This window comes from Curtobacterium sp. NPDC090223, assembly GCF_044746585.1.
Lineage (GTDB): Bacteria > Actinomycetota > Actinomycetes > Actinomycetales > Microbacteriaceae > Curtobacterium.
Genome location: NZ_JBIVCN010000004.1, coordinates 173,041 through 192,712, shown reverse-complemented (window position 1 = coordinate 192,712; position 19,672 = coordinate 173,041). Strand labels below are relative to the sequence as shown.

Annotated in this window: 21 protein-coding genes; 16 read left to right on the top strand and 5 right to left on the bottom strand. The window is 72.6% G+C overall.

Annotated features, from left to right (window positions below):
• Positions 1-16: 16 nt before the first annotated feature.
• Positions 17-2,509 carry an ATP-binding protein gene (locus ACIPJY_RS10925; RefSeq protein WP_400464727.1) on the top strand — a complete coding sequence of 831 codons (2,493 nt, stop codon included), beginning with the start codon at positions 17-19 and terminating at the stop codon, positions 2,507-2,509.
• Positions 2,506-3,192, top strand: a complete 687-nt coding sequence (locus ACIPJY_RS10920) for a response regulator (protein WP_400464730.1) — start codon at positions 2,506-2,508, stop codon at positions 3,190-3,192. The genes ACIPJY_RS10925 and ACIPJY_RS10920 overlap by 4 nt, the downstream gene beginning before the upstream one ends.
• Here the strand turns inward: ACIPJY_RS10920 and ACIPJY_RS10915 are convergent.
• A complete protein-coding gene (locus tag ACIPJY_RS10915) occupies positions 3,182-4,039 on the bottom strand; it encodes a LuxR C-terminal-related transcriptional regulator (RefSeq protein ID WP_400464733.1) in 858 nt (285 codons plus the stop codon). The genes ACIPJY_RS10920 and ACIPJY_RS10915 overlap by 11 nt on opposite strands.
• A gap of 111 nt (positions 4,040-4,150) precedes the next feature.
• On the opposite strand from ACIPJY_RS10915, the gene hxlB reads away from it, so the two are divergent.
• From hxlB to ACIPJY_RS10895, 4 genes are all read left to right on the top strand, one after another.
• Positions 4,151-4,714 carry a 6-phospho-3-hexuloisomerase gene (gene hxlB / locus ACIPJY_RS10910; RefSeq protein WP_400464736.1) on the top strand — a complete coding sequence of 188 codons (564 nt, stop codon included), beginning with the start codon at positions 4,151-4,153 and terminating at the stop codon, positions 4,712-4,714.
• Positions 4,715-4,725: 11 nt separating this feature from the next.
• The gene (hxlA, locus tag ACIPJY_RS10905; RefSeq protein ID WP_400464739.1) at positions 4,726-5,364 is read left to right on the top strand and encodes a 3-hexulose-6-phosphate synthase; all 639 of its coding nucleotides are present in this window, start codon (positions 4,726-4,728) and stop codon (positions 5,362-5,364) included.
• 130 nt (positions 5,365-5,494) lie between these two features.
• The gene (locus ACIPJY_RS10900) at positions 5,495-6,571 is read left to right on the top strand and encodes a GNAT family N-acetyltransferase (RefSeq protein WP_400464741.1); all 1,077 of its coding nucleotides are present in this window, start codon (positions 5,495-5,497) and stop codon (positions 6,569-6,571) included.
• Entirely contained in the window at positions 6,568-7,311 is a 744-nt protein-coding gene (locus tag ACIPJY_RS10895; protein WP_400464744.1) for an alpha/beta hydrolase, read from the top strand. Before ACIPJY_RS10900 ends, ACIPJY_RS10895 begins: the two co-directional genes overlap by 4 nt.
• On the opposite strand, the gene ACIPJY_RS10890 is transcribed toward ACIPJY_RS10895, so the two are convergent.
• Positions 7,304-7,777, bottom strand: a complete 474-nt coding sequence (locus ACIPJY_RS10890; RefSeq protein WP_400464747.1) for an NUDIX domain-containing protein — start codon at positions 7,775-7,777, stop codon at positions 7,304-7,306. The genes ACIPJY_RS10895 and ACIPJY_RS10890 overlap by 8 nt on opposite strands.
• A 146-nt stretch (positions 7,778-7,923) precedes the next feature.
• Here ACIPJY_RS10890 and ACIPJY_RS10885 point away from each other — a divergent pair, with 146 nt between their 5' ends.
• On the top strand, positions 7,924-8,691 hold the full coding sequence (locus ACIPJY_RS10885) for an HAD family hydrolase (RefSeq protein WP_400464749.1): 768 nt from the start codon (positions 7,924-7,926) through the stop codon (positions 8,689-8,691).
• A 67-nt stretch (positions 8,692-8,758) separates the two neighbouring features.
• Positions 8,759-11,269, top strand: a complete 2,511-nt coding sequence (locus ACIPJY_RS10880; protein ID WP_400464752.1) for a glycoside hydrolase family 65 protein — start codon at positions 8,759-8,761, stop codon at positions 11,267-11,269.
• Positions 11,270-11,462: 193 nt separating this feature from the next.
• Here ACIPJY_RS10880 and ACIPJY_RS10875 read toward each other — a convergent pair whose 3' ends face one another.
• Positions 11,463-11,978 carry a DUF1697 domain-containing protein gene (locus ACIPJY_RS10875; RefSeq protein WP_400464755.1) on the bottom strand — a complete coding sequence of 172 codons (516 nt, stop codon included), beginning with the start codon at positions 11,976-11,978 and terminating at the stop codon, positions 11,463-11,465.
• A gap of 73 nt (positions 11,979-12,051) precedes the next feature.
• Here ACIPJY_RS10875 and ACIPJY_RS10870 point away from each other — a divergent pair, with 73 nt between their 5' ends.
• Positions 12,052-12,624, top strand: a complete 573-nt coding sequence (locus ACIPJY_RS10870) for an ArsR/SmtB family transcription factor (protein WP_400464758.1) — start codon at positions 12,052-12,054, stop codon at positions 12,622-12,624.
• Positions 12,609-13,874, top strand: coding sequence for an MFS transporter (locus ACIPJY_RS10865; protein WP_400464761.1), 1,266 nt, complete (start codon positions 12,609-12,611; stop codon positions 13,872-13,874). The genes ACIPJY_RS10870 and ACIPJY_RS10865 overlap by 16 nt, the downstream gene beginning before the upstream one ends.
• A gap of 12 nt (positions 13,875-13,886) precedes the next feature.
• Here the strand turns inward: ACIPJY_RS10865 and ACIPJY_RS10860 are convergent, their stop codons facing one another.
• Complete coding sequence (locus ACIPJY_RS10860; protein WP_400464763.1) at positions 13,887-14,150, bottom strand: hypothetical protein; 264 nt, start codon at positions 14,148-14,150, stop codon at positions 13,887-13,889.
• A gap of 111 nt (positions 14,151-14,261) precedes the next feature.
• Here ACIPJY_RS10860 and ACIPJY_RS10855 point away from each other — a divergent pair, with 111 nt between their 5' ends.
• Positions 14,262-14,738, top strand: coding sequence for a hypothetical protein (locus ACIPJY_RS10855; RefSeq protein WP_400464766.1), 477 nt, complete (start codon positions 14,262-14,264; stop codon positions 14,736-14,738).
• A gap of 201 nt (positions 14,739-14,939) precedes the next feature.
• On the opposite strand, the gene ACIPJY_RS10850 is transcribed toward ACIPJY_RS10855, so the two are convergent.
• Positions 14,940-16,412, bottom strand: a complete 1,473-nt coding sequence (locus tag ACIPJY_RS10850) for an NCS2 family permease (protein ID WP_123654891.1) — start codon at positions 16,410-16,412, stop codon at positions 14,940-14,942.
• A 55-nt stretch (positions 16,413-16,467) separates the two neighbouring features.
• Between ACIPJY_RS10850 and folE the strand changes: the two genes are divergently transcribed.
• Genes folE through ACIPJY_RS10825 form a run of 5 tightly spaced genes read left to right on the top strand, consistent with a single transcriptional unit; the run spans position 16,468 to position 19,647 of the window.
• On the top strand, positions 16,468-17,049 hold the full coding sequence (gene folE, locus ACIPJY_RS10845) for a GTP cyclohydrolase I (RefSeq protein ID WP_400464768.1): 582 nt from the start codon (positions 16,468-16,470) through the stop codon (positions 17,047-17,049).
• Positions 17,046-17,957, top strand: a complete 912-nt coding sequence (gene folP, locus ACIPJY_RS10840; RefSeq protein WP_400464771.1) for a dihydropteroate synthase — start codon at positions 17,046-17,048, stop codon at positions 17,955-17,957. The genes folE and folP overlap by 4 nt, the downstream gene beginning before the upstream one ends.
• A complete protein-coding gene (locus tag ACIPJY_RS10835) occupies positions 17,954-18,745 on the top strand; it encodes a pyrimidine reductase family protein (RefSeq protein WP_400464774.1) in 792 nt (263 codons plus the stop codon). The genes folP and ACIPJY_RS10835 overlap by 4 nt, the downstream gene beginning before the upstream one ends.
• Before the next feature lie 40 nt (positions 18,746-18,785).
• The gene (locus tag ACIPJY_RS10830) at positions 18,786-18,983 is read left to right on the top strand and encodes a hypothetical protein (protein ID WP_400464777.1); all 198 of its coding nucleotides are present in this window, start codon (positions 18,786-18,788) and stop codon (positions 18,981-18,983) included.
• A 10-nt stretch (positions 18,984-18,993) separates the two neighbouring features.
• Positions 18,994-19,647 carry an HAD-IA family hydrolase gene (locus ACIPJY_RS10825; RefSeq protein ID WP_400464780.1) on the top strand — a complete coding sequence of 218 codons (654 nt, stop codon included), beginning with the start codon at positions 18,994-18,996 and terminating at the stop codon, positions 19,645-19,647.
• The last annotated feature ends 25 nt before the right edge of the window (positions 19,648-19,672 follow it).

The window sequence follows — 19,672 nt, the reverse complement described above, 5'->3', positions numbered from 1 at the left end:
GCGAGAGGATGAGCGCGTGAAGCGAGGGAAGCTGCGGGTGCTGCTCGGTGCCGCGCCCGGCGTCGGGAAGACCTTCACCATGCTCGAAGAGGGGCGCCGCCTCCGCGACGAGGGCCGCGACGTGGTCGTCGCCGTCGTCGAGACCCACGGCAGGGCGGCGACCGCAGCACTCGTGGACGGTCTCGAGACCGTGCCCCGGCGCATCGAGACCCACCGCGGGGTCGAGCTCGACGACCTGGACCTCGACGCCGTCCTGGAGCGGGCGCCCGAGGTCGCCCTGGTCGACGAGCTCGCCCACACGAACGCCCCCGGCGGCCCGAACGAGAAGCGCTGGCAGGACGTCGAGGCACTGCTCGACGCGGGCATCGACGTCATCTCGACGGTGAACATCCAGCACATGCAGTCCCTCGGCGACGTCGTCCGCGAGATCACCGGCACGGTCCAGCGCGAGACCGTGCCCGACGCCGTGGTCCGCGGGGCCGACCAGATCGAGGTCGTCGACCTGTCACCGCAGGCCCTCCGCGAGCGGCTGTCCGACGGGCTCGTGTACCCGGCGGCCCGGATCGACGCCGCGCTGTCGAACTACTTCCGCCTCGGCAACCTCACGGCCCTCCGCGAGATCGCCCTGCTCTGGCTCGCCGACGAGGTCGACGACGCCCTGAAGCGCTACCGCGCCGAGCACGGCATCGAGCACCGGTGGGAGGCCCGCGAGCGCGTCCTCGTGGCACTCACCGGCGGCCCGGAGGGGGAGACGCTCCTGCGCCGTGGCGCCCGGATCGCGGCGCGGTCGTCCGGCGGCGAGCTCGCAGCGGTGCACGTCACGACGAACGACGGGCTCCGCGAACGGCACCCGGGTGCGCTCGGCGCGCAGCGGGCGCTGCTCGAGCAGCTCGGCGGCACGTACCACCAGGTGGTCGGCGACGACGTGCCGAGCACGCTCGTGCGGTTCGCCCGCTCGATCGACGCGACGCAGATCGTCGTCGGTGTGAGCCGCCGCAGCCGCGCGGCCGCCGCGCTGACCGGCCCGGGCATCGGCAACACCGTCGTCCGCGAGTCCGGCGACATCGACGTGCACGTCGTCACGCACGAGCGGGCCGGCGGCGGGTTCGCCCTGCCCCGGCTCGGCGGCAGTCTGTCCCGGGGCCGGATCGTCGCCGCGTTCGTCCTCGCCCTCGTCGCCGGGCCCCTGCTCACGCTGCTGCTCTCGATCGGCGACACCCCGGACGCCATCACGGTGGACGTCCTCGCCTACCAGCTCCTCGTCCTGGTCGTCGCACTCGTCGGCGGGATGTGGCCAGCGGTCTTCGCGGCGGTGCTGTCCGGGCTGAGCCTCGACTTCTTCTTCGTGCAGCCCCTGCACCGGGTCACCGTCCAGCAGCCCTGGCACCTGGTCGCCCTCGTCATGTACGTCATCAGCGCGGTGCTCGTGAGCTTCGTCGTGGACCGCTCGGCCCGTCGGTCCCGTGCCGCCCGGCGCGCAGCCGCCGAGTCGGGGCTGCTGGTCGGGATCGCGGGCAGCGTGCTCCGCGGCGACGACGCGCTGCAGGCACTCGTCGACCGCACGCGCGAGGCGTTCGGCTTCACCGGTCTGCGCGTCCGGCAGGGGGACCTGGTGCCGGCCACGTCCGGCACGTTCGGCGACACGCCGGACGCCACCACGAGCCTCCCTTCCGGCGCCGTCCTGGAGTTCGCCGGCGCACCGGACGACCCGACCCAGCGCCGGTTGCTGCGGGTCGTCGAGCAGCAGATCGACGCTGCGGTCGAGCACCGCGACCTGACGCGTGCCGCGGTCGACGCGGAGCGGATCGCCGCGGCGGACCGGGTGCGGAGCGCGATCCTCGCGGCCGTCGGCCACGACGTCCGGCGGCCGATCGCGGCCGCCTCGGCGGCCGTGCAGACTCTCCGTGCCAGCGACATCGCCCTGTCCGAGACCGACCGGGAGGCCCTGCTCGCGACCGCCGACGAGAGCCTCGGTCGTCTCGCGGTGCTGCTGGGCGACCTGCTCGACGTCAGTCGTGTGCAGGCGGGGGTGGTCGCGTCCACCCCCGTCGCCATCCCGGTCGAGACCGTGGTCGCGCCGGCACTCGACGAGCTGGAGCTCGGGCCGGACGACGTCGACCTGGACCTGCCCGCCGAACTCCCGCAGGTGCTCGCCGACCCGGTGCTGCTGCAGCGCGTCCTCGTGAACCTGCTCGCGAACGCGGTGCGGTTCACCCCGTCCGGGACGAGCGTGCGGGTCGCGGCGAGCGCGTTCGACGGCGCGGTCGAGCTGCGGGTCGTCGACCACGGGCCGGGCATCCCGGAGGCGCAGCGGGACGACGTGTTCCAGCCGTTCCAGCGGCTCGGCGACACCGACAACGACACCGGGCTCGGGCTCGGGCTCGCGCTGGCGCGCGGCTTCACCGAGGGGATGGGCGGCAGCATCGAAGCCGACGACACCCCCGGAGGCGGACTCACCATGGTCGTGCGGCTGCCGATCGCCGGACACGTCGGGGTGCAGACACGATGAGGATCCTGATCGCCGACGACGACCCGCAGCTGGTCCGTGCCCTCGAGGTGACGCTGTCCGCCCGCGGGTACCAGGTCGTCACGGCGCGGGACGGCCGTGCCGCGATCGACGCCGTCATCACCGAACGCCCGGACCTGGTGATGCTCGACCTGGGCATGCCACGGCTCGACGGCATCGGTGTCCTCGAGGGCATCCGCGCGTGGTCGCAGGTCCCGGTGCTGGTGCTGTCCGGCCGGACCGACTCGTCCGACAAGGTCGACGCGCTGGACGCCGGGGCCGACGACTACGTGACGAAGCCGTTCCAGATGGACGAGCTCCTCGCGCGGCTCCGGGCGCTCGGGCGACGCCAGGCGGCGGCAGCCGTGGCCGCGGACGCCGCGCCGACGGTCCGGATCGGCGACCTCGTCGTGGACCTCGTGGCCAAGCAGGTCCTGCCGAGCGACGGTCCGGCCATCCGCCTGACCCCGACCGAGTGGCGGCTGCTCGAGGTGCTGGTCGCGAACCCGGACCGGCTGATGACGCGGGAGATGCTCCTCACCGAGGTCTGGGGACCGTCGCACGGCAACGACTCCGGGTACCTCAGGCTCTACGTCGCGCAGCTCCGCCGGAAGCTCGAGCCGGACCCGTCGAGCCCGCGGTACATCGTCACCGAGTCCGGGATGGGGTACCGCTTCAGCCCGTGACCGGCCGCGACCCGAGTGCGGCGAGTTCCGCACGGGTCCGGGCACCGCGCTTCCGGAGCAGGTTCGCCACGTGGTACTTCACGGTGTTCACGGTGATGCCGAGCCCGTCGGCGATCTCCCGGTTGCCGACCCCGGTCGCGACGAGCCGCAGGACGTCCTGCTCGCGCGGGGTCAGGTCGGCGTCGTCGGGCAGGTCGACCGCACCGGGGACGGGGTCGAGGGGCAGCGAGATGTCCAGCACGGACCCCCACGCCGGCGTCGACTCGACCGCCATGCGACCGTCGAGCGCGACCACCCGCTCGGCGATGGGCCGCACGGCGTCGTCGTGCGCGTCGAGCGTGCCGGCACCGTCGTCGCGGAGCTGCATGAGCAGGTTCCGTCCGTCGCAGTCCCACTGGATCCGCACCCGGTGGGCGTCGCCGGCGTCCACGAGCGCCAGGACCGCGGTCCGGACGATCGCACGTGCGGCGTGTGCGACGTCGCCCGGGAGCGCACGTCCGGTCGCCGGGGGCTCGACGAACTGCACGTCCAGGTCGCCGAACCGGACGAGCGGGCGCAGGTCGGCCCGGAGCCGTGAGAACGCCCCCGTGACCGGTTCGAGGAGCGTGCTCCGCTGCCGGTCCGTCACGGTCCGGAGTTCGACGAGGGCGGCCGACGCGATCTCGACGGCCTCGGCGCGGGCTGCGGCGTCGCCGACGCGCGGCGAGCGGAGCACCGCGAGCACCGACTCCAGCGTCAGCGCGTGCCGGTCGGCCTGGTCCGCCACGGTCCTGGCGTGCTCCGTCGCGGCGAGCCGACTGGCGGAACCGACCCGGGCCTCCAGGCCGTCGTCCACTGCACCGTCCATGGGTCCTGAACCTACCTGTCCCACCCGAGTGGACGGGGCCACCCGATCGGGTGGGACACCCGCCGTCGCGGGTAGCGGCGGGCCGCGCCGGTCCGCGTCAGGCTCGTGGTCATGCAGGCACCCTCCGTCTCCCGGTCGCTCGCCCTGGTCGTGGACGAGATCCAGACCCTCGTGGCGAGCGTGCACGACGACGCCGCCGACCGCGCCGTCGACCTGATCGAGCGCGCCGACCGCGTCTTCGTGCACGGCGCCGGCCGCTCCGGGCTCGCGCTCCGGATGACCGCGATGCGCCTGATGCACCTCGGGCTCGACGTGCACGTGGTCGGCGAGGTCACGACACCCGCGATCCGCTCCGGTGACGTGCTCGTCGTCGCGAGCGGCTCCGGCACCACCGCCGGCATCGTGGCCGCGGCGACGACCGCCGAGGACGTCGGCGCATCGGTCGTCGCGATCTCCACGACCTCCGACTCCCCGCTGTCCGCCGTCGCGGCGGTCACCGTCGTGCTCCCCGCCGCGACGAAGACCGACCGCTCCGGCGCGGCCTCCGCGCAGTACGCCGGCAGCCTGTTCGAGCAGGCGGTCGCGCTGCTCGGCGACGCACTCTTCCACACCCTCTGGGCCCGCGGCGGACAGTCCGCCGACGACCTCTGGCCCCGACACGCCAACCTCGAATGAAAGGCACTCCCATGCAGCTCCAGTTCGCCATGGACACCCTCACCACCGAAGCCGCCCTCGAACTCGCCGCCGCGGCAGCCCCGCACGTCGACGTCCTCGAGCTCGGCACCCCGCTCATCAAGAGCGCCGGGCTCTCCGCGATCACCGCGATCAAGGAAGCACACCCGGACAAGACCGTGTTCGCCGACCTCAAGACGATGGACGCCGGCGAGCTCGAGGCCGACATCGCCTTCGCCGCGGGTGCCGACCTGGTCACCGTGCTCGGCGTCGCCGGTGACAGCACGATCGCCGGCGCGGTGACGGCCGCGAAGAAGCACGGCAAGGGCGTCGTCGTCGACCTCATCGGTGTCGCCGACAAGGCCGCGCGTGCCCGCGAGGTCATCGCCCTCGGCGCCGAGTTCGTCGAGATGCACGCCGGACTCGACGAGCAGGCCGAGGACGGCTTCACGTTCTCCACGCTCCTCGACGCGGGCAAGGCCTCCGGCGTGCCGTTCTCCGTCGCCGGTGGCGTCTCGGCAGCCACGGTCGCCGACGTCCAGGCGGCCGGTGCGACGATCGCCGTCGCCGGCAGCGCGATCTACAGCGCGTCCGACGTCGGGGCTGCCGCCGCCGAGATCCGCGCTGCCATCGCGGAGACCGTCGCGTCCTGATCCCGTTCGCGCCCCGCTGTGCACATCGCGCCCCGTCACCACGGGGCGCGATGTGCGTCCCGGGGCGCGAACGCTGCGACCGGCGACCGGGGGACCGACGTGTCCGGAGTCCGGGCGGTAGCGTCGGGGCGTGACGATCGAGCTCCGTGCCCTGACCGCCGACGACTGGCGGGTGTGGCGGCCGGTGCGGCTGGCGGCGCTCGCCGACGCCCCCGACGCGTTCGGGTCGCGGCTGCGCGACTGGGTCGACGCGCCGGAAGAACAGTGGCGCACCCGGCTCGCGATCCCGGGAGCCCTCGACCTGCTCGCGTTCGACGGCGATCGTGCGGTCGGGATGGCGAGCGGGACACCGGGGGACGGCGACCGCGCCGAGCTGATCTCGATGTGGGTGGACCCGTCCGCTCGCGGTCGCGGGGTCGCCGGGCTGCTCATCGATGCGATCGCCCGCTGGGCCGCAGCCACCGGGGCGACCGCGCTCGAGCTCGCGGTGATGCCCGACAACGACGTCGCCCGCCGGACGTACGAGCGACACGCCTTCACGACCACGGACGAACCCGGCGACCTGCTCCCGGACGGCCGCCACGAGGTCGTCATGCGCCGGGACCTCGACGCCGACCGGACGCTCGACACGTACGAGCAGGCCGCCGGACTGTACGCGGACCGGACCGAGCGCGGGCGTTCGGGACTCGTCGACGACCTGATCGGTCTCGTCACCGCAGGGGCGCACGTCCTCGAGCTCGGTTCCGGGCCCGGACGCGACGCACTCGCCCTGGAAGCCGCCGGCTTCCGCGTGGACCGGACCGACGGGGCCAGGTCCTTCGTGGAACGGCTGCGTGAGGACGGGCACGTCGCGCGGGTGCTCGACGTCCGCACCGGGGTGTTCGGCAGCGGGTACGACGCCGTGTTCGCGAACGCGGTGCTGCTCCACGTCCGGCGGGAGGAACTGTCCGGCGTGCTCCGGCGTGCGTTCGTAGCCGTCTTGCCCGGCGGTGTGCTCGCCGCGACCGTGAAGCGCGGTGACGGCGAGGACTGGAGCACGAGGAAGCTCGACCGGCCGCGGCACTTCACCTACTGGACCGAGGAGGCGCTCGCGTCGGTCGTGTCCGCGACGGGGTGGACCGGTGTCGCCGTCCGCGAGACGACCGCACCAGGAGCCGATGAGCGGTGGCTGACCGTCACCGCACGACGACCGGAGGAGACCCGATGAACCGAGCACTGCGCTGGACCGCCTGGATCGTGGCGGTGCTGCTCGTCGTCGTGGTCGTGTTCCTGGTCTGGGCGAACATCGTGATGCAGGGCACCCGGTCCGCAGCACTGCAGGTGTGGCGGGACGACCGGGTGGCCGTACGGGACGCGGGCGACTCGGTCGTGATGACCCCGACCGGGACCGCGAACGGCGTCGGGGTCGTGTTCGTCCCCGGCGCGAAGGTCGACCCGTACGCGTACATGGCCACGTTCCGGCAGGTGGTCGCGAGCGGGACGACGGTCGTCATCACGAAGCCGACGCTGCACCTGGCGTTCTTCGACCTCCGGCCGCTCTCGACGTTCGAGGCGCATGCCCCGGGCGTCCGGGCCTGGGCGGTCGGCGGGCACTCGCTCGGCGGGGTCCGGGCGTGCCAGCTCGCGGACGACCCCGGGGTCGCCGGACTCCTGCTGCTCGGCAGCTACTGCGCGAACGACCTGTCCGACAGCGGTCTCGACGTGCTGAGCGTCTCGGGCTCGCGCGACGGGCTGTCCACGCCCGAGAAGATCGACGCCGCGCGGCACCTGCTGCCAGCCGACGCGACGATGACCGAGGTGCAGGGCTCGAACCACGCCGACTTCGGTGCCTACGGCGCGCAGCCCGGTGACGGCACGGCGACGATCTCCCGCGCCGCTGCGCGGGAACGGATCAGCGCCGCCATCGAGCGGTGGACCGAGGAACTGCGGTCCGGCGGGCTCAGCTGACGGAACGCCCGGTCGTCGGTCCGCTGCGCGTCGTCGGTCCGCTGCGCGTCGTCGGTCCGCTCCGCGCGAGGTCGACGGCCGTGCGGGCACGCTCGGGGACCAGCCCGATGCGGTCGAGGTCGGCGACCGGCACCCAGGCCGGTTCGTAGCGGTTCCGCTCGGTGGCGCGCTGCGCCTCCGGAGAGTCGGTCGGCAGCCCTGGGGCGCCGCCGTCGACGCGGACGCGGAAGTACACGGCCGGGGCGTCGCGGTCGACACCGACGGGCAGGAGCTGCTCGGGCACGCCCGTCAGCCCGGTCTCCTCGCGGAGTTCCCGGACGCACGCCTGCTGCGGCGTCTCGCCGGCTTCCACTCCGCCGCCGGGCAGGACGGCGTACGCGCGGCCGTCGCGGTGCCGGCGGACGACCAGCACCTCGGTTCCGCGCAGGACGACGGCGACGGCACGGACTCGTATCGCTTCGGGCACGAGGACGACGCTACGCGCCCCGGACGGGCCGATCGCCCTCGGTGAACTCCTTCCACAGGGGTGGGTCGGGGTGCGACGTGGTGCCTGGAGCGGTCCTAGACTCGGGCGGAGCACTCGTACGACACCACTCCCTGGAAGGTGTGTCCATGACGTCGTCTGACCGGCGGGCCCCTGCGCGCCTCGCGGATGCCCGTGCCCTCCTCTTCGACCTCGACGGGGTCCTCACGCCGACCGCCGACGTGCACATGCGCGCGTGGAGCCGGCTGTTCACGCCGTACCTCGCCGCGCACGGCGTCGATCCGTACACGGAGCAGGACTACTTCGCGTACATCGACGGCAAGCCCCGCTACGACGGCGTCCGCTCGCTGCTCGAGTCGCGCGGCATCGAGCTGCCGCAGGGCACGCCCGACGACGGACCCGACCAGGACACCGTGTGCGGACTCGGCAACCGGAAGAACGCCGAGTTCACCGCCGAACTGACCGAGCACGGCGTCGAGCCCTACCCGGGGTCGCTGCGGTTCCTCACGGCCGCCACGGACGCCGGCCTGTCGGTCGCGGTCGTGTCGAGCTCCGCCAACGCGACGCAGGTCCTCCGCACCGCGGGGATCCTGGAACGCTTCCCCGTCGTCGTCGACGGCCTCGTCGCCCGTGCAGACGGCCTCGCGGGCAAACCCGCACCGGACACCTACCTCGACGCCGCCAGCCGCTTCGGCCTCACCGCGGCCGAGTGCGTCGTCGTCGAGGACGCGACGAGCGGCGTGGCCGCCGGCCGGAACGGCGGCTTCGGGCTCGTCATCGGCGTCGACCGCGGCGCGGGTGCCGACGACCTCCTCGCGAACGGGGCGGACGTGGTCGTGACCGACCTCGCCGACCTCGTCGCGGACCTGCCCAAGCCGGCCACGCGCACGACGTAGGCGACCCGCCCGGCGCGACCCGTGCCTCCAGGCCGTCCCTGACCGCTCTCCCTTCCCACGGAGCCTCATGAACCCCATCACCTCGGACCCCCTCGACCGTGTCCGGTACCCGGTCGACGAGTGGGCACTCGTCGAGACCGAGTACGCGCCCGACCAGCAGGGCGTCGCGGAGACGAACTTCGCGGTCGGCAACGGCTACCTCGGCCTGCGCGGCAACCTCGACGAAGGTCGCGGCGGCGTGCAGTACGGCTCGTACATCAACGGCTTCCACGAGACCTGGCCGATCCGCCACGCCGAGGACGCCTTCGGGTTCGCCAAGACCGGGCAGACGATCATCAACGCGCCCGACGCCAAGGTGATCCGGCTGTACGTCGACGACGAGCCGCTCGTGCTCGCCGAGGCGGACATCCTGCGACACACGCGTCGGCTCGACTTCCGCGGCGGGTACCTGCTGCGGGAGACCGAGTGGTCGACGCCGTCCGGCAAACGCGTGCTCATCCGTTCACGCCGGCTCGTCTCGTTCACCGACCGGCACCTCGCCGTCATCGACTACGAGGTCACGATGCTCGACCACGACGCGTCGATCCTGCTGTCGAGCCAGATCCTCAACCGTCAGGACGTCGTCGACGAGTACCACGCCGGCATGCGGGCCGCCGCGAACGCGTTCGACCCGCGCAAGGCCGAGGCGTTCACCGAACGGGTGCTCGAGCCGCGGCTGAAGCGGAACTCCGGCAGCCGGTCCCTGCTCGGGTACCAGGCGGCGACCTCGGGCATGACGATCTGCGTCGGCGTCGAGCACCGCATCGAGACCGACAACACGTGGGACGAGTCCTCCTCCATCGAGGACGACCTCGCGAAGCACGTCTACCGGGTGCAGGCGAAGGCCGGTCGCCCGATCCGCCTGACCAAGAACGTCGTCTACCACACGTCCCGTGGGGTGCCGGCGCGGGAGCTCGCGGACCGCTGCGACCGCACGCTCGACCGAGCGCGTGCCGAGACGGTCGAGGAGACGTTCGCGAAGCAGCGCACGTGGATGGACGACTACTGGGCCCGCAGCGACGTCGAGGTCGCCGGGCAGCCGGAGATCCAGCAGGCAGTGCGCTGGAACCTGTTCATGCTCGCGCAGGCCACGGCCCGCACCGACGGACACGGCATCGCCGCGAAGGGCGTCACGGGGTCGGGCTACGGCGGCCACTACTTCTGGGACATGGAGATCTACGTCCTGCCGTTCCTGAGCTACACGGCGCCGATCGTCGCGCGGAACGCCCTGCGGTTCCGCTACAACATGCTCGACGCGGCGCGGGCGCGTGCCCGTGAGCTGAACCAGCACGGCGCCCTGTTCCCCTGGCGGACGATCAACGGCGAGGAGTCGAGCGCCTACTACGCCGCCGGCACCGCGCAGTACCACATCGACGCGGACATCGCGCACGCCCTCATGCAGTACGTGCGGGCCTCCGGGGACACGGAGTTCCTGAAGCGCGGGGCGATCGACATCCTGGTCGAGACCGCCCGCCTGTGGGAGGACCTCGGCTTCTGGCGGTCGAACGGCGACCAGAAGTTCCACATCGACGGCGTCACCGGCCCGGACGAGTACACGACGGTCGTCGACGACAACATGTACACGAACGTGATGGCGCGGGCGAACCTGTGGTTCGCGGTCAACGCCACGCGTGAGCTCGCGGTGGACGACCCGGAGGAGTACGCCCGGATGGTCCGCCGGACCGGTCTCAGCGAGACCGAGGTCGTGGACTGGGAGCGTGCGGCGGAGTCGATGGAGATCCCCTTCGACCCGCACCGTGGGATCCACCCGCAGGACGCCCAGTTCCTCGACAAGGAGCTCTGGGACCTGGAGAACACGCCGGAGTCCAAGCGCCCGCTGCTGCTGCACTACCACCCGCTGGTCATCTACCGCTTTCAGGTGCTCAAGCAGGCGGACGTCGTGCTCGCGCTCTTCCTGCAGGGGCACGAGTTCACCCCGGCAGAGAAGCGCCGCGACTTCGACTACTACGACGCACTCACGACCGGGGACTCGACGCTCTCCGCGGTCGTCCAGTCGATCATGGCGGCCGAGGTCGGGTACCACGAGCTCGCCGAGCAGTACTTCAACACGGCGCTGTACGTCGACCTCGCCGACCTGCACGGCAACACCACCGACGGCGTGCACGTCGCGTCCACCGGCGGGATCTGGGGTGCCCTGGTCAACGGCTTCGGCGGCATGCGCGACCACGGCGGCAAGATGTCGTTCAACCCGCGCCTGCCGAAGGAGTGGGAGCGGCTGTCCTACCGGCTGACGGTGCGCGGCTCACGGGTGCGTGTCGACCTCGAGCAGGAGCAGATGACGTTCACCGTCGAGACGGGTTCGGGCTTCACGGCGTGGGTGCACAACCAGCCCTACGACATCGAGGCCGGCGAGCCGACGATCGTGCCGATCCCGCACCACGGGCCGCGCATGTCGGGGCACGCACCGACGACGAGCGACATCCAGGGCACGCTCCGTGCCGATGGCTCCGTGATCACGGCGTCGATCCCGACGATCTCGCTCGAGCGGGAGCTCGAGCCCGACGACACGACGGCGTAGCGCGCGCGGCGGTGCGCGCCGGCGCAGGCCAGCGCGCACGCCGGCGCGCGACTGCGCGTCCGCGGCGCGGATCGGCGCCGCACAACGGAAACCGGCTCGCACCACGGACGTCCGTGGTTCGGCCCGGTTTCGGTTGTGCGGGAGCGCACCCGGTCGGCCAGGCGCGGTCGGCCGGGGCGGTCGGCCGCCGGTACTAGAGCAGCTTCCGGAGCGTGTTCACGTTCCGCGTCGTCGTCGTGCGCTTGAACCGGGCGGCTCCGGCACGCTTGGCGAACGCGGTGTCGGTGCTCGACCCCTTCGGGCACGACCAGTACACGACGCCCTCGCCGCGCGCGACCCGTTCGACCGACGGGTCGAGGTCGAGGTCGGTGAGCAGGTCGTCGAGCGCCGCGTGGTCGGAGCCGAACAGCACGTAGTCGTGCCGGTCCGGAGCAGAGTCGAACGGGAACCCGTCGACGACGGCGGCGAGCGTGTCGTGCGGGACCAGCACGATCCAGGCGTCGTACCCGAACCGCTCCCGCAGTGCCTGCTCCACCTCGGTCTTGAGCGTCTCGCGGGCGGATCCGCTGCCGAAGACGACGTTGCCGGAGGCCAGCACCGTGCGGACGTCCGTGAACCCGTGCTCGTCGAAGAGCGCACGGAGGTCGGCGGACCGGATCGTGATGCCGTTCACGTTGACGCCGCGCAGCAGCGCGATCCACCTGCTCATGTCGAGACGGTACCGCGCAGCTCGATCCACAAGGAACGTTGCGCAACGACTCTTGTGGATCTATTGTGAGGGCATGGACGACGGACGGATCGACGACCCGGGCCAGATGCGCGCGCTCGCACACCCGACGCGACTGCGGATCCTCGGGCTCCTCCGCGCCGACGGGCCGCAGACGGCGGCGATGCTCGGCGAACTCATCGACGAGGCCCCCGGCACGATCAGCTACCACTGCGGCAAGCTCGCCGGCGCGGGGTTCATCGAGCCAGCGGACGTGCCAGGGGCCGACCGTCGCGAACGCTGGTGGCAAGCCGCGCACGCGTCGTCGTCGTGGCGCCTGGAGGACGCGCTCGACGACCCGGAGCGGGCGCTGGCCGCCAGTGCACTCGACCGCGCCGTGGCCCGCACCTACGCGGCCAACTTCGAGGCGTACGTCGACCGCGCGGCCACCTTCGGTCGGGACTGGGTCGCGGCGGCGACGAGCTCCGACCGCGTGATCCGGCTGACGGCGGCGGAACTCGCCCAGCTCGGCGCCGAGATGCGCGCGGTCGTCGAGCGGTGGCGTGCGGTCGGGGCCGAGCACGTCGAGGGCGACGGGTCCGAGCAGGTCGTCGTGCTCCAGCAGGCGTACCGGTGGCCGCGCATCTGAGCCCGCGCGGGCGGCTCCGCGCGCTGCTCGCCGTCCAGGTCGCCTCGCGCATCGGCAACGTGGTCACGACGGTGAGCGTGCCGTTCGCGGTCCTGGCGCGCGGCGGGTCCGCCACCGACGTCGGGATCGCGGCGTTCATGGCGACCGTGCCGATCGTCTTCGGGGGTCCGCTCGGCGGCGCGCTGGTCGAGCGGGTCGGGTTCGTCCGGTCGAGCATCGGCTCGGACCTCGTCAGCGGCGTGACGCTGCTCGCGATGCCGGTGCTGGCCTGGACCGTCGGGCTGCCGTTCTGGGCGCTGCTCGCGCTCGTCTTCGTCAGCGGCTTGTTCGACATGCCGGGCGAGTCCGCGCGGCGGGTGCTGCTGCCGGGGCTCGCGACCGAGGCGGGGGTCTCGCTCGAGCGTGCCGTCGGGCACTTCGAGGCGTCCGCGCGCCTGTCGGTGCTCATCGGTGCACCCGTCGGCGGGGTGCTCGTCGCGGTCCTCGGGCCGATGCCGGCGCTGGCGTGCACGGCGCTCGCGTTCGGCGGTGCGGCACTGTTGACCGCGCTCTTCGTCCGCCCGGCCGCCGTGCCCGCGGGTGCTGCCGCCGAACCGGGACCGCCGTCTCGCGGGTACTGGCGGGACATCGCGGAGGGCTTCCGGTTCTGTGCGCGGGACCCGTTCTTCCGGCTGATCATCGCGCTGGTGCTCGTGACGAACCTGCTCGACGCGGCACGGTCGACCACGCTGCTGCCGTTGTACGCGGACGAACGACTCGGCGGCGCCCAGGCGTTGGGCTTCATGACCGGGACGTTCGGCGGCGCGGCCTTCCTGGGGTCGCTCGTGTTCGGGTACGTGGCGCACCGGGTCCCGCGGCGGATCACGTTCGTGGTGTGCTTCGTGCTCGCCGGCGGGCCCTCGCTCGTCGCGCCGGCGCTCGGACTCGGGCTGCCGTGGGTGCTCGGCGCCGCGGCCGTGTCCGGGCTCGCCGCCGGGGCGCTCAACCCGATCCTCGGGGCCGTGGAGCTCGAGCGCGTCCCCGAGCACATGCGGGCCAGGGTGTTCGGCCTGCTCGGTGCCGGGTCGTGGGCGGGGATCCCGCTCGGCGGGCTGCTCGCCGGGGTCGCGGCGGACGGCATCGGGGTCTCGGTGACCTTCGGCATCGTCGCGGCGGTCTACACCGTGGTGACCCTGGCGCCGCTGCTCGGGGGGTCGTGGCGCCTGATGGAGCGGCCGGTACCGACACCGACGGAGCTCGCCCCGGCGTGAGCGGGCCCGCCGTCAGGACCAGGTCCGCGCGACCCTCCACCCGCCGTCGTCGGGGACGATGTCGACCACCAGGGTCTCGCGGTCCTCGGCGGTGACCTGGAAGCGCCACCCGGCGGTCCGCTCGGGTGCGTGGGTGATGGCGGTGGGCAGGTCGCTGGGGGTGACGGTGAGCCGTGTGGGCACGTCTGACACCCACCAGCGCCGTCCCTGCCACACGATCCGCGACGGTGTCCCCTGGTGCCACCAGACCGTGACGGCTGCATCGACGACGATCATCGGGTCCTCCTCGTTCGAACGTGTGTTCGAATGGTAGGCGGCCGTCCGGAGGCTCGCAACCGCACCGCGTGTCCGGGAACGGTTCCCGGATCGGCCGAGTAGACGAGGGGCATGACGAACGACGTGACGACGAGCGATGCGACCGATGCGCAGGGTCCGGACGAGCAGCACCAGGTCCCCGAGGGTGTGTCCGATGCCACGGTCGAGGCGCTCGGGACGCTGTCCGCGGCGGTCGAGGTGATCGAGCACGCGCGGGGTCTGCTCTACGGCTTCCACCGGCTGACCGGGATGGCGGACCTGAACCTCGGCGAGGCGGTCGAGCAGCTCCGGGACGCGGGCCACACCGAGCTCGCGGACCGCATCGACACGGAGCTGATCGGGCGGAACGTCATCGCCGGACGGTGGACGTTCCAGGTCGTGGAGGACTACGACGACGGGTACTACGCGCTCGCCAAGGAGCTCGAACGCACCGCGCGCGACGAGCTCGCCGCGGGGCGCCGCCACCTGCTCGAGGCAGGCATGAAGGAGGACCGGCGCACCGGCGGTCGACGCCACCACGAGGCGACGCCGGCCGACCTGCCAGACTGAGCCCCAGCCTCCCGGCAGTGCCGAGCCGCGCCGCGCCGCACCGCGCCGTGGTGCGGACCGGACCCGCACAACGGGAACCGGCTCGCACGACGGACGTCCGTGGTGCGAGCCGGTTTCTGTTGTGCGAATCCGAAGCGAACCGCCGGCGGCGCAGCGGCGCCAGCGGCGCAGCCGCGCCAGCCGCGCCCCCGCGCCCGCGCGTCACCCGACGCCGAGCACGCTCTCCAGCGGACCGCGCGCGAAGTACAGCAGGAACCCGGCGGCGACCACGTAGAGCAGCCACGAGACCTCGCGGCCCTTGCCCGACAGTGCCTTGATCAGCACCCAGCTGATGAACCCCGCCCCGATGCCGTTCGCGATCGAGTAGGTCAGCGGCATCACGACGATCGTCAGGAACGCGGGCAGCGCCGACCCGAAGTCGCTCCACTCGATGTCCTTCACCTGCGCCACCATGAGCGCGCCGACGACGACCAGCCCGGCGGCCGCGACCTCGAGCGGGACGACCTGCGTCAGCGGCGTGAGGAACATCGACGCCAGGAACAGCAGCCCCGTGATGACCGAGGCCATGCCGGTCCTGGCGCCCTCGCCGATGCCGGCCGCGGAGTCGATGAAGACGGTGTTCGACGACACCGAGGCGCCACCACCGGCGATGGCACCGGCACCCTCGACGACGAGCGCCGAACGGAGGCGGGGGAACGTGCCGTCGGGCTTCGCGACCCCGGCGGCCTTCGCCAGACCGGTCATCGTGCCCATCGCGTCGAAGAAGTTCGTGAACACGAGCGTGAAGACGAGCATCGACGCGGCCAACGGGCCGATGCGGCTGAACGCGCCGAAGTCGAAGTGGCCGACGAGCGACAGGTCGGGCAGGGCGAACAGCGCGCTCGGCAGACCGGGTGCGTTGAGGTTCCAGCCGGTCTTCGAGTCGACCGAGGTCGGCACGTGGAAGATCGCCTGCAGGATGATCGCGATGACGGTCGTCGCGATGATGCCGATGAGCAGTGCACCCTTCACCTTGCGGGCCATCAGCGTGCCGATGATCACCAGGCCGATGAGGAACACGATCGTGGGCAGTGCCCCGACGGAGCCGTCCTCGCCGAGCTGCAGCGGCGGCGACGCCAGACCCGAGGAGCGCACGAACCCGGAGTCCACCAGCCCGATGAACGCGATGAACAGGCCGATGCCGACCGTGATCGCCGCCTTGAGCTGCGCTGGCACGGCCGTGAAGATCATCGTCCGGATCCCCGTCAACGCCAGGATCACGATGATCACGCCGTTGATGACGACGAGGCCCATCGCCTCTGCCCACGTGACCTGGTGCACGACGCTGACGGCGAGGAACGAGTTGATCCCGAGGCCGGCCGCGATGCCGAACGGCAGGTTCGCGATCACCCCCATCGCGATCGTCATGAGCCCGGCGACGAGCCCCGTCGCCGCGGCGACCTGGGCGTTCTCGAGCCAGCCGCCGGTGACGTCCTTGGCGGCCTGGTCGGCGCTGAAGCCACCGAGGATCAGCGGGTTGAGGATGACGATGTACGCCATGGTCACGAAGGAGACGAGACCACCGCGGACCTCGCGGGGGATGCTCGAGCCACGCTGGGTGATCGAGAAGAAGCGGTCGAGTCCGGAGGCGACTCGGTTCCGGGGCGTCGTTTCGGTTGTCTGCGGGGCGCTCACCGCCCAAGTTTAAAGGAACCTGGCAACGTCGGTGGCCTGGTGTTGGATGGACGGTGTGAACCCCCGCTTGGACCGTGTCCGTGCCGAGTCCGCCGTGCGGGAACTCCTGGCGGCGCTCGGGCAGGACCCGGATCGCCCCGAGCTCGACCGCACCCCTCAGCGGGTCGTCGACGCGTTCACCGAGTTCTTCTCCGGCACCGACGTGGACGCCGTCGCAATCGCCCGTGACGGCACCGTGCCGACCGACCCCGACGAGCGCGGCGAGCTCGTGATCGTGCGCGACATCCGCTTCCGGTCGGTGTGCGAGCACCACCTGCTGCCCTTCACCGGGGTCGCACACCTGGCGTACGCGCCGGGCGAGCGGCTCATCGGGCTCGGCACGCTGTCCCGGGTCGTGGACGCACTCGCGTCCCGCCCGCAGCTGCAGGAACGGCTCGGCGAGCAGATCGTCGCCGCGGTGCAGGACGGACTCGGTGCACGGGGCGTCCTGGCGGTGCTCGACGCCCGCCACCAGTGCGTCACGACCCGCGGAGAGCGCCAGACCGCGTCCTCGACGGTCACCGTGGCCGCCACCGGGACCCTCGCCGACGCCGCGGGGCGCGCCGAGGCGATCGCGCTCATCGGGACCGGCGCATGACACCCGTCCAGGCCGGTCTCGGGTGGGTCGTCCCCGACCTCCGCGACCCGGTCCGCACGATCGGTCGTCGCACCATCGACTTCGACCACCGCATCGCCGTGATGGCGATCGTGAACCGCACCCCGGACTCCTTCCACGACCGCGGCGCGACCTTCGAACTCGACCGCGCGGTCGCGGCAGCGGTCCGTGCAGCCGAGCTCGGTGCCGACTGGGTCGACATCGGCGGCGTCAAGTTCGCCCCGGGGCCCGAGCTCCCCGCCGCCCAGGAGATCGATCGCGTCGTCCCCGTCGTGGCCCAGCTCGCCGAGCAGTCCGACGTCACCATCAGCGTCGACACCTTCCGACCCGAGGTCGCAGCGGCAGCGATCGCCGCCGGAGCGAGCGTCGTCAACGACACGACCGGGCTCTCGGACCCGCGGATGGCATCGGTCGTGGCGGATTCCGAGGCGACGATCGTCATCACGCACTCCCTCGCCGCACCCCGTACGGCACTGCCGGAGCCACCACGCTACGACGACGTCGCGGCGTCCGTCGTCGCGTTCCTGCGCGAGCGGGTGGACCGGGCGCTCGCCGCCGGCATCCCGGATGCGCGGATCATCGTCGACCCCGGCCACGACCTCAACAAGAACACCGTGCACACGCTCGAGCTCACCCGTCGGCTCCCCGAGGTGGTCGCGCTCGGGTACCCGGTGCTCGCGGCCGTGTCGAACAAGGACTTCGTGGGGGAGTCGCTCGGCCGCCCGCGGGGCGACCGGCTCGCGGGCTCGCTCGCGGTCGCCACGGTGAGTGCGATGCTCGGCGCACGGATCGTCCGGATGCACGACGTCGCGGAGTCCGTCGACGCCATGCGCATGGTCGAGGCGACGCTCGGCTGGCGGGCACCGGTGGAAGCGCGGCACAACACGTGAGCGTGCTGCCGCCGTCCATCGGCGACCTGACGGACGACGACGTGGTCGCGCTCTACGGGTCCGTCCCGCCCGGCGCGGCTCGACCGGGCGACGGCCTGGAGGCCCGGGTCACCCCCGGCACGTCGGCCGGCGGCTGGCTGCGGGTCAACTTCGTGAGCACCATCGACGGGTCCGCGTCGGCCGGCGGGGTCACGGCCGGCATCGGCGGCCCCGACGACCTGCGCGTGTTCGACCTGCTGCGCCGGGTCGCGGACGTCGTCCTCGTCGCCGCGGGGACCGTCCGCGACGAGGCGTACGGACCGATGCGCGTGCGGGAGTCGGACGTCGCGTGGCGACGGGCGCACGGGATGCCCGACCACCCCGTGTTCGCGATCGTGTCCGGATCGCTGTCGCTCGACCCCACCTCGAACGTCTTCACCGAGGCGCCGGTACGTCCGGTCGTGCTGACGTCAGCTGCTGCTCCGGCCGACCGCCGCGCTGCCCTGTCCGAGGTCGCCGACGTCGTCCCGTGCGGGGACGACCGCGTGGACGTGGCACTCGTGCGGTCGGCCCTGGTCGACCGGGGCCTCGCGCGGATCCACTGCGAGGGCGGTCCCTCGTTCCTCGGCTCGCTGATCGCGGCGGACCTGGTCGACGAGCTCTGCCTGACGATCGACCCGTCGCTCGAAGGCGGCGCGGGGCCCCGCATCGCCCGGGGATCGTCGCCGGAACTGCGCCGGATGCGCCTGGCGCACGTGTTCCGCGGCGAGGGCGACGTCCTGCTGACGAGGTACCTGCGCCGCTCCTGAGGGCTGGGCCGGAGTGTGGAACATCACTAGGCTGGTCGCCATGACGAGGTCGAGACGTCGCATCGTGGCCACGCTGTCCGGCGCGGCAGCTGTCGTGATGGTGCTCGGTCAGGTCCTGCCCGCGCTCCAGCAGCGGCCGGTGGTCGTCTGGTCCGGCGTGCTCGTGCTCCTGCTCGTCGCGCTCGTCGTCGCGGCGGTGACGGCACGCGCACGGCGACGCGGACGCACCGACAGGTAGGGTCGGGCTCGTGATCGACATCGTGGCGTCCGGGGTCCTCTTCGACATGGACGGGACGCTCGTCGACTCGACGTCGGTCGTCGAGGGGGCGTGGAGCCGCTTCGGTGCGCAGCACGACATCGCCCCCGCGACGATCCTGGCCTTCTCGCACGGCCGCCAGACGATCGACACCGTGCAGCACTTCCTGCCCGACCTGCCGTACGACGAGCAGCGCCGCCTGGCGGACGAGCTCGTCGCGGACGAGGTCGAGAACACCCACGGCATCATCGAGATCCCCGGCGCCGCGGCGTTCCTCCGACGGCTCGTCGACGCCGGTGTCCCCGTCGCCCTCGTCACGAGCGCCCCGCGGGACCTCGCCCTGAACCGGATGCGCGCCGCGGGCGTGACCGTCCCGGAGTCGGTCGTCACGTCGGAGGACGTCGAGCAGGGCAAGCCGCACCCGGACGGGTACGTCCGGGGCGCAGCGCTCCTCGGGCTCCGCGCCGAGGACTGCGTCGCGTTCGAGGACGCCCCAGCCGGTTTGCAGTCCGCGATCGCGTCCGGTGCGACGACCGTCGTCGTGGGGGAGCTCGACGCCGACGTCACGGCGGGACTCGCCCGCGTGCACGGGTTCGACGGCATCGAGGTCACCGCCGAGGACGGCGCGTTCCGGCTGCGCGGCTGAGCCGACGTCCAGCGCCACCGAGCAC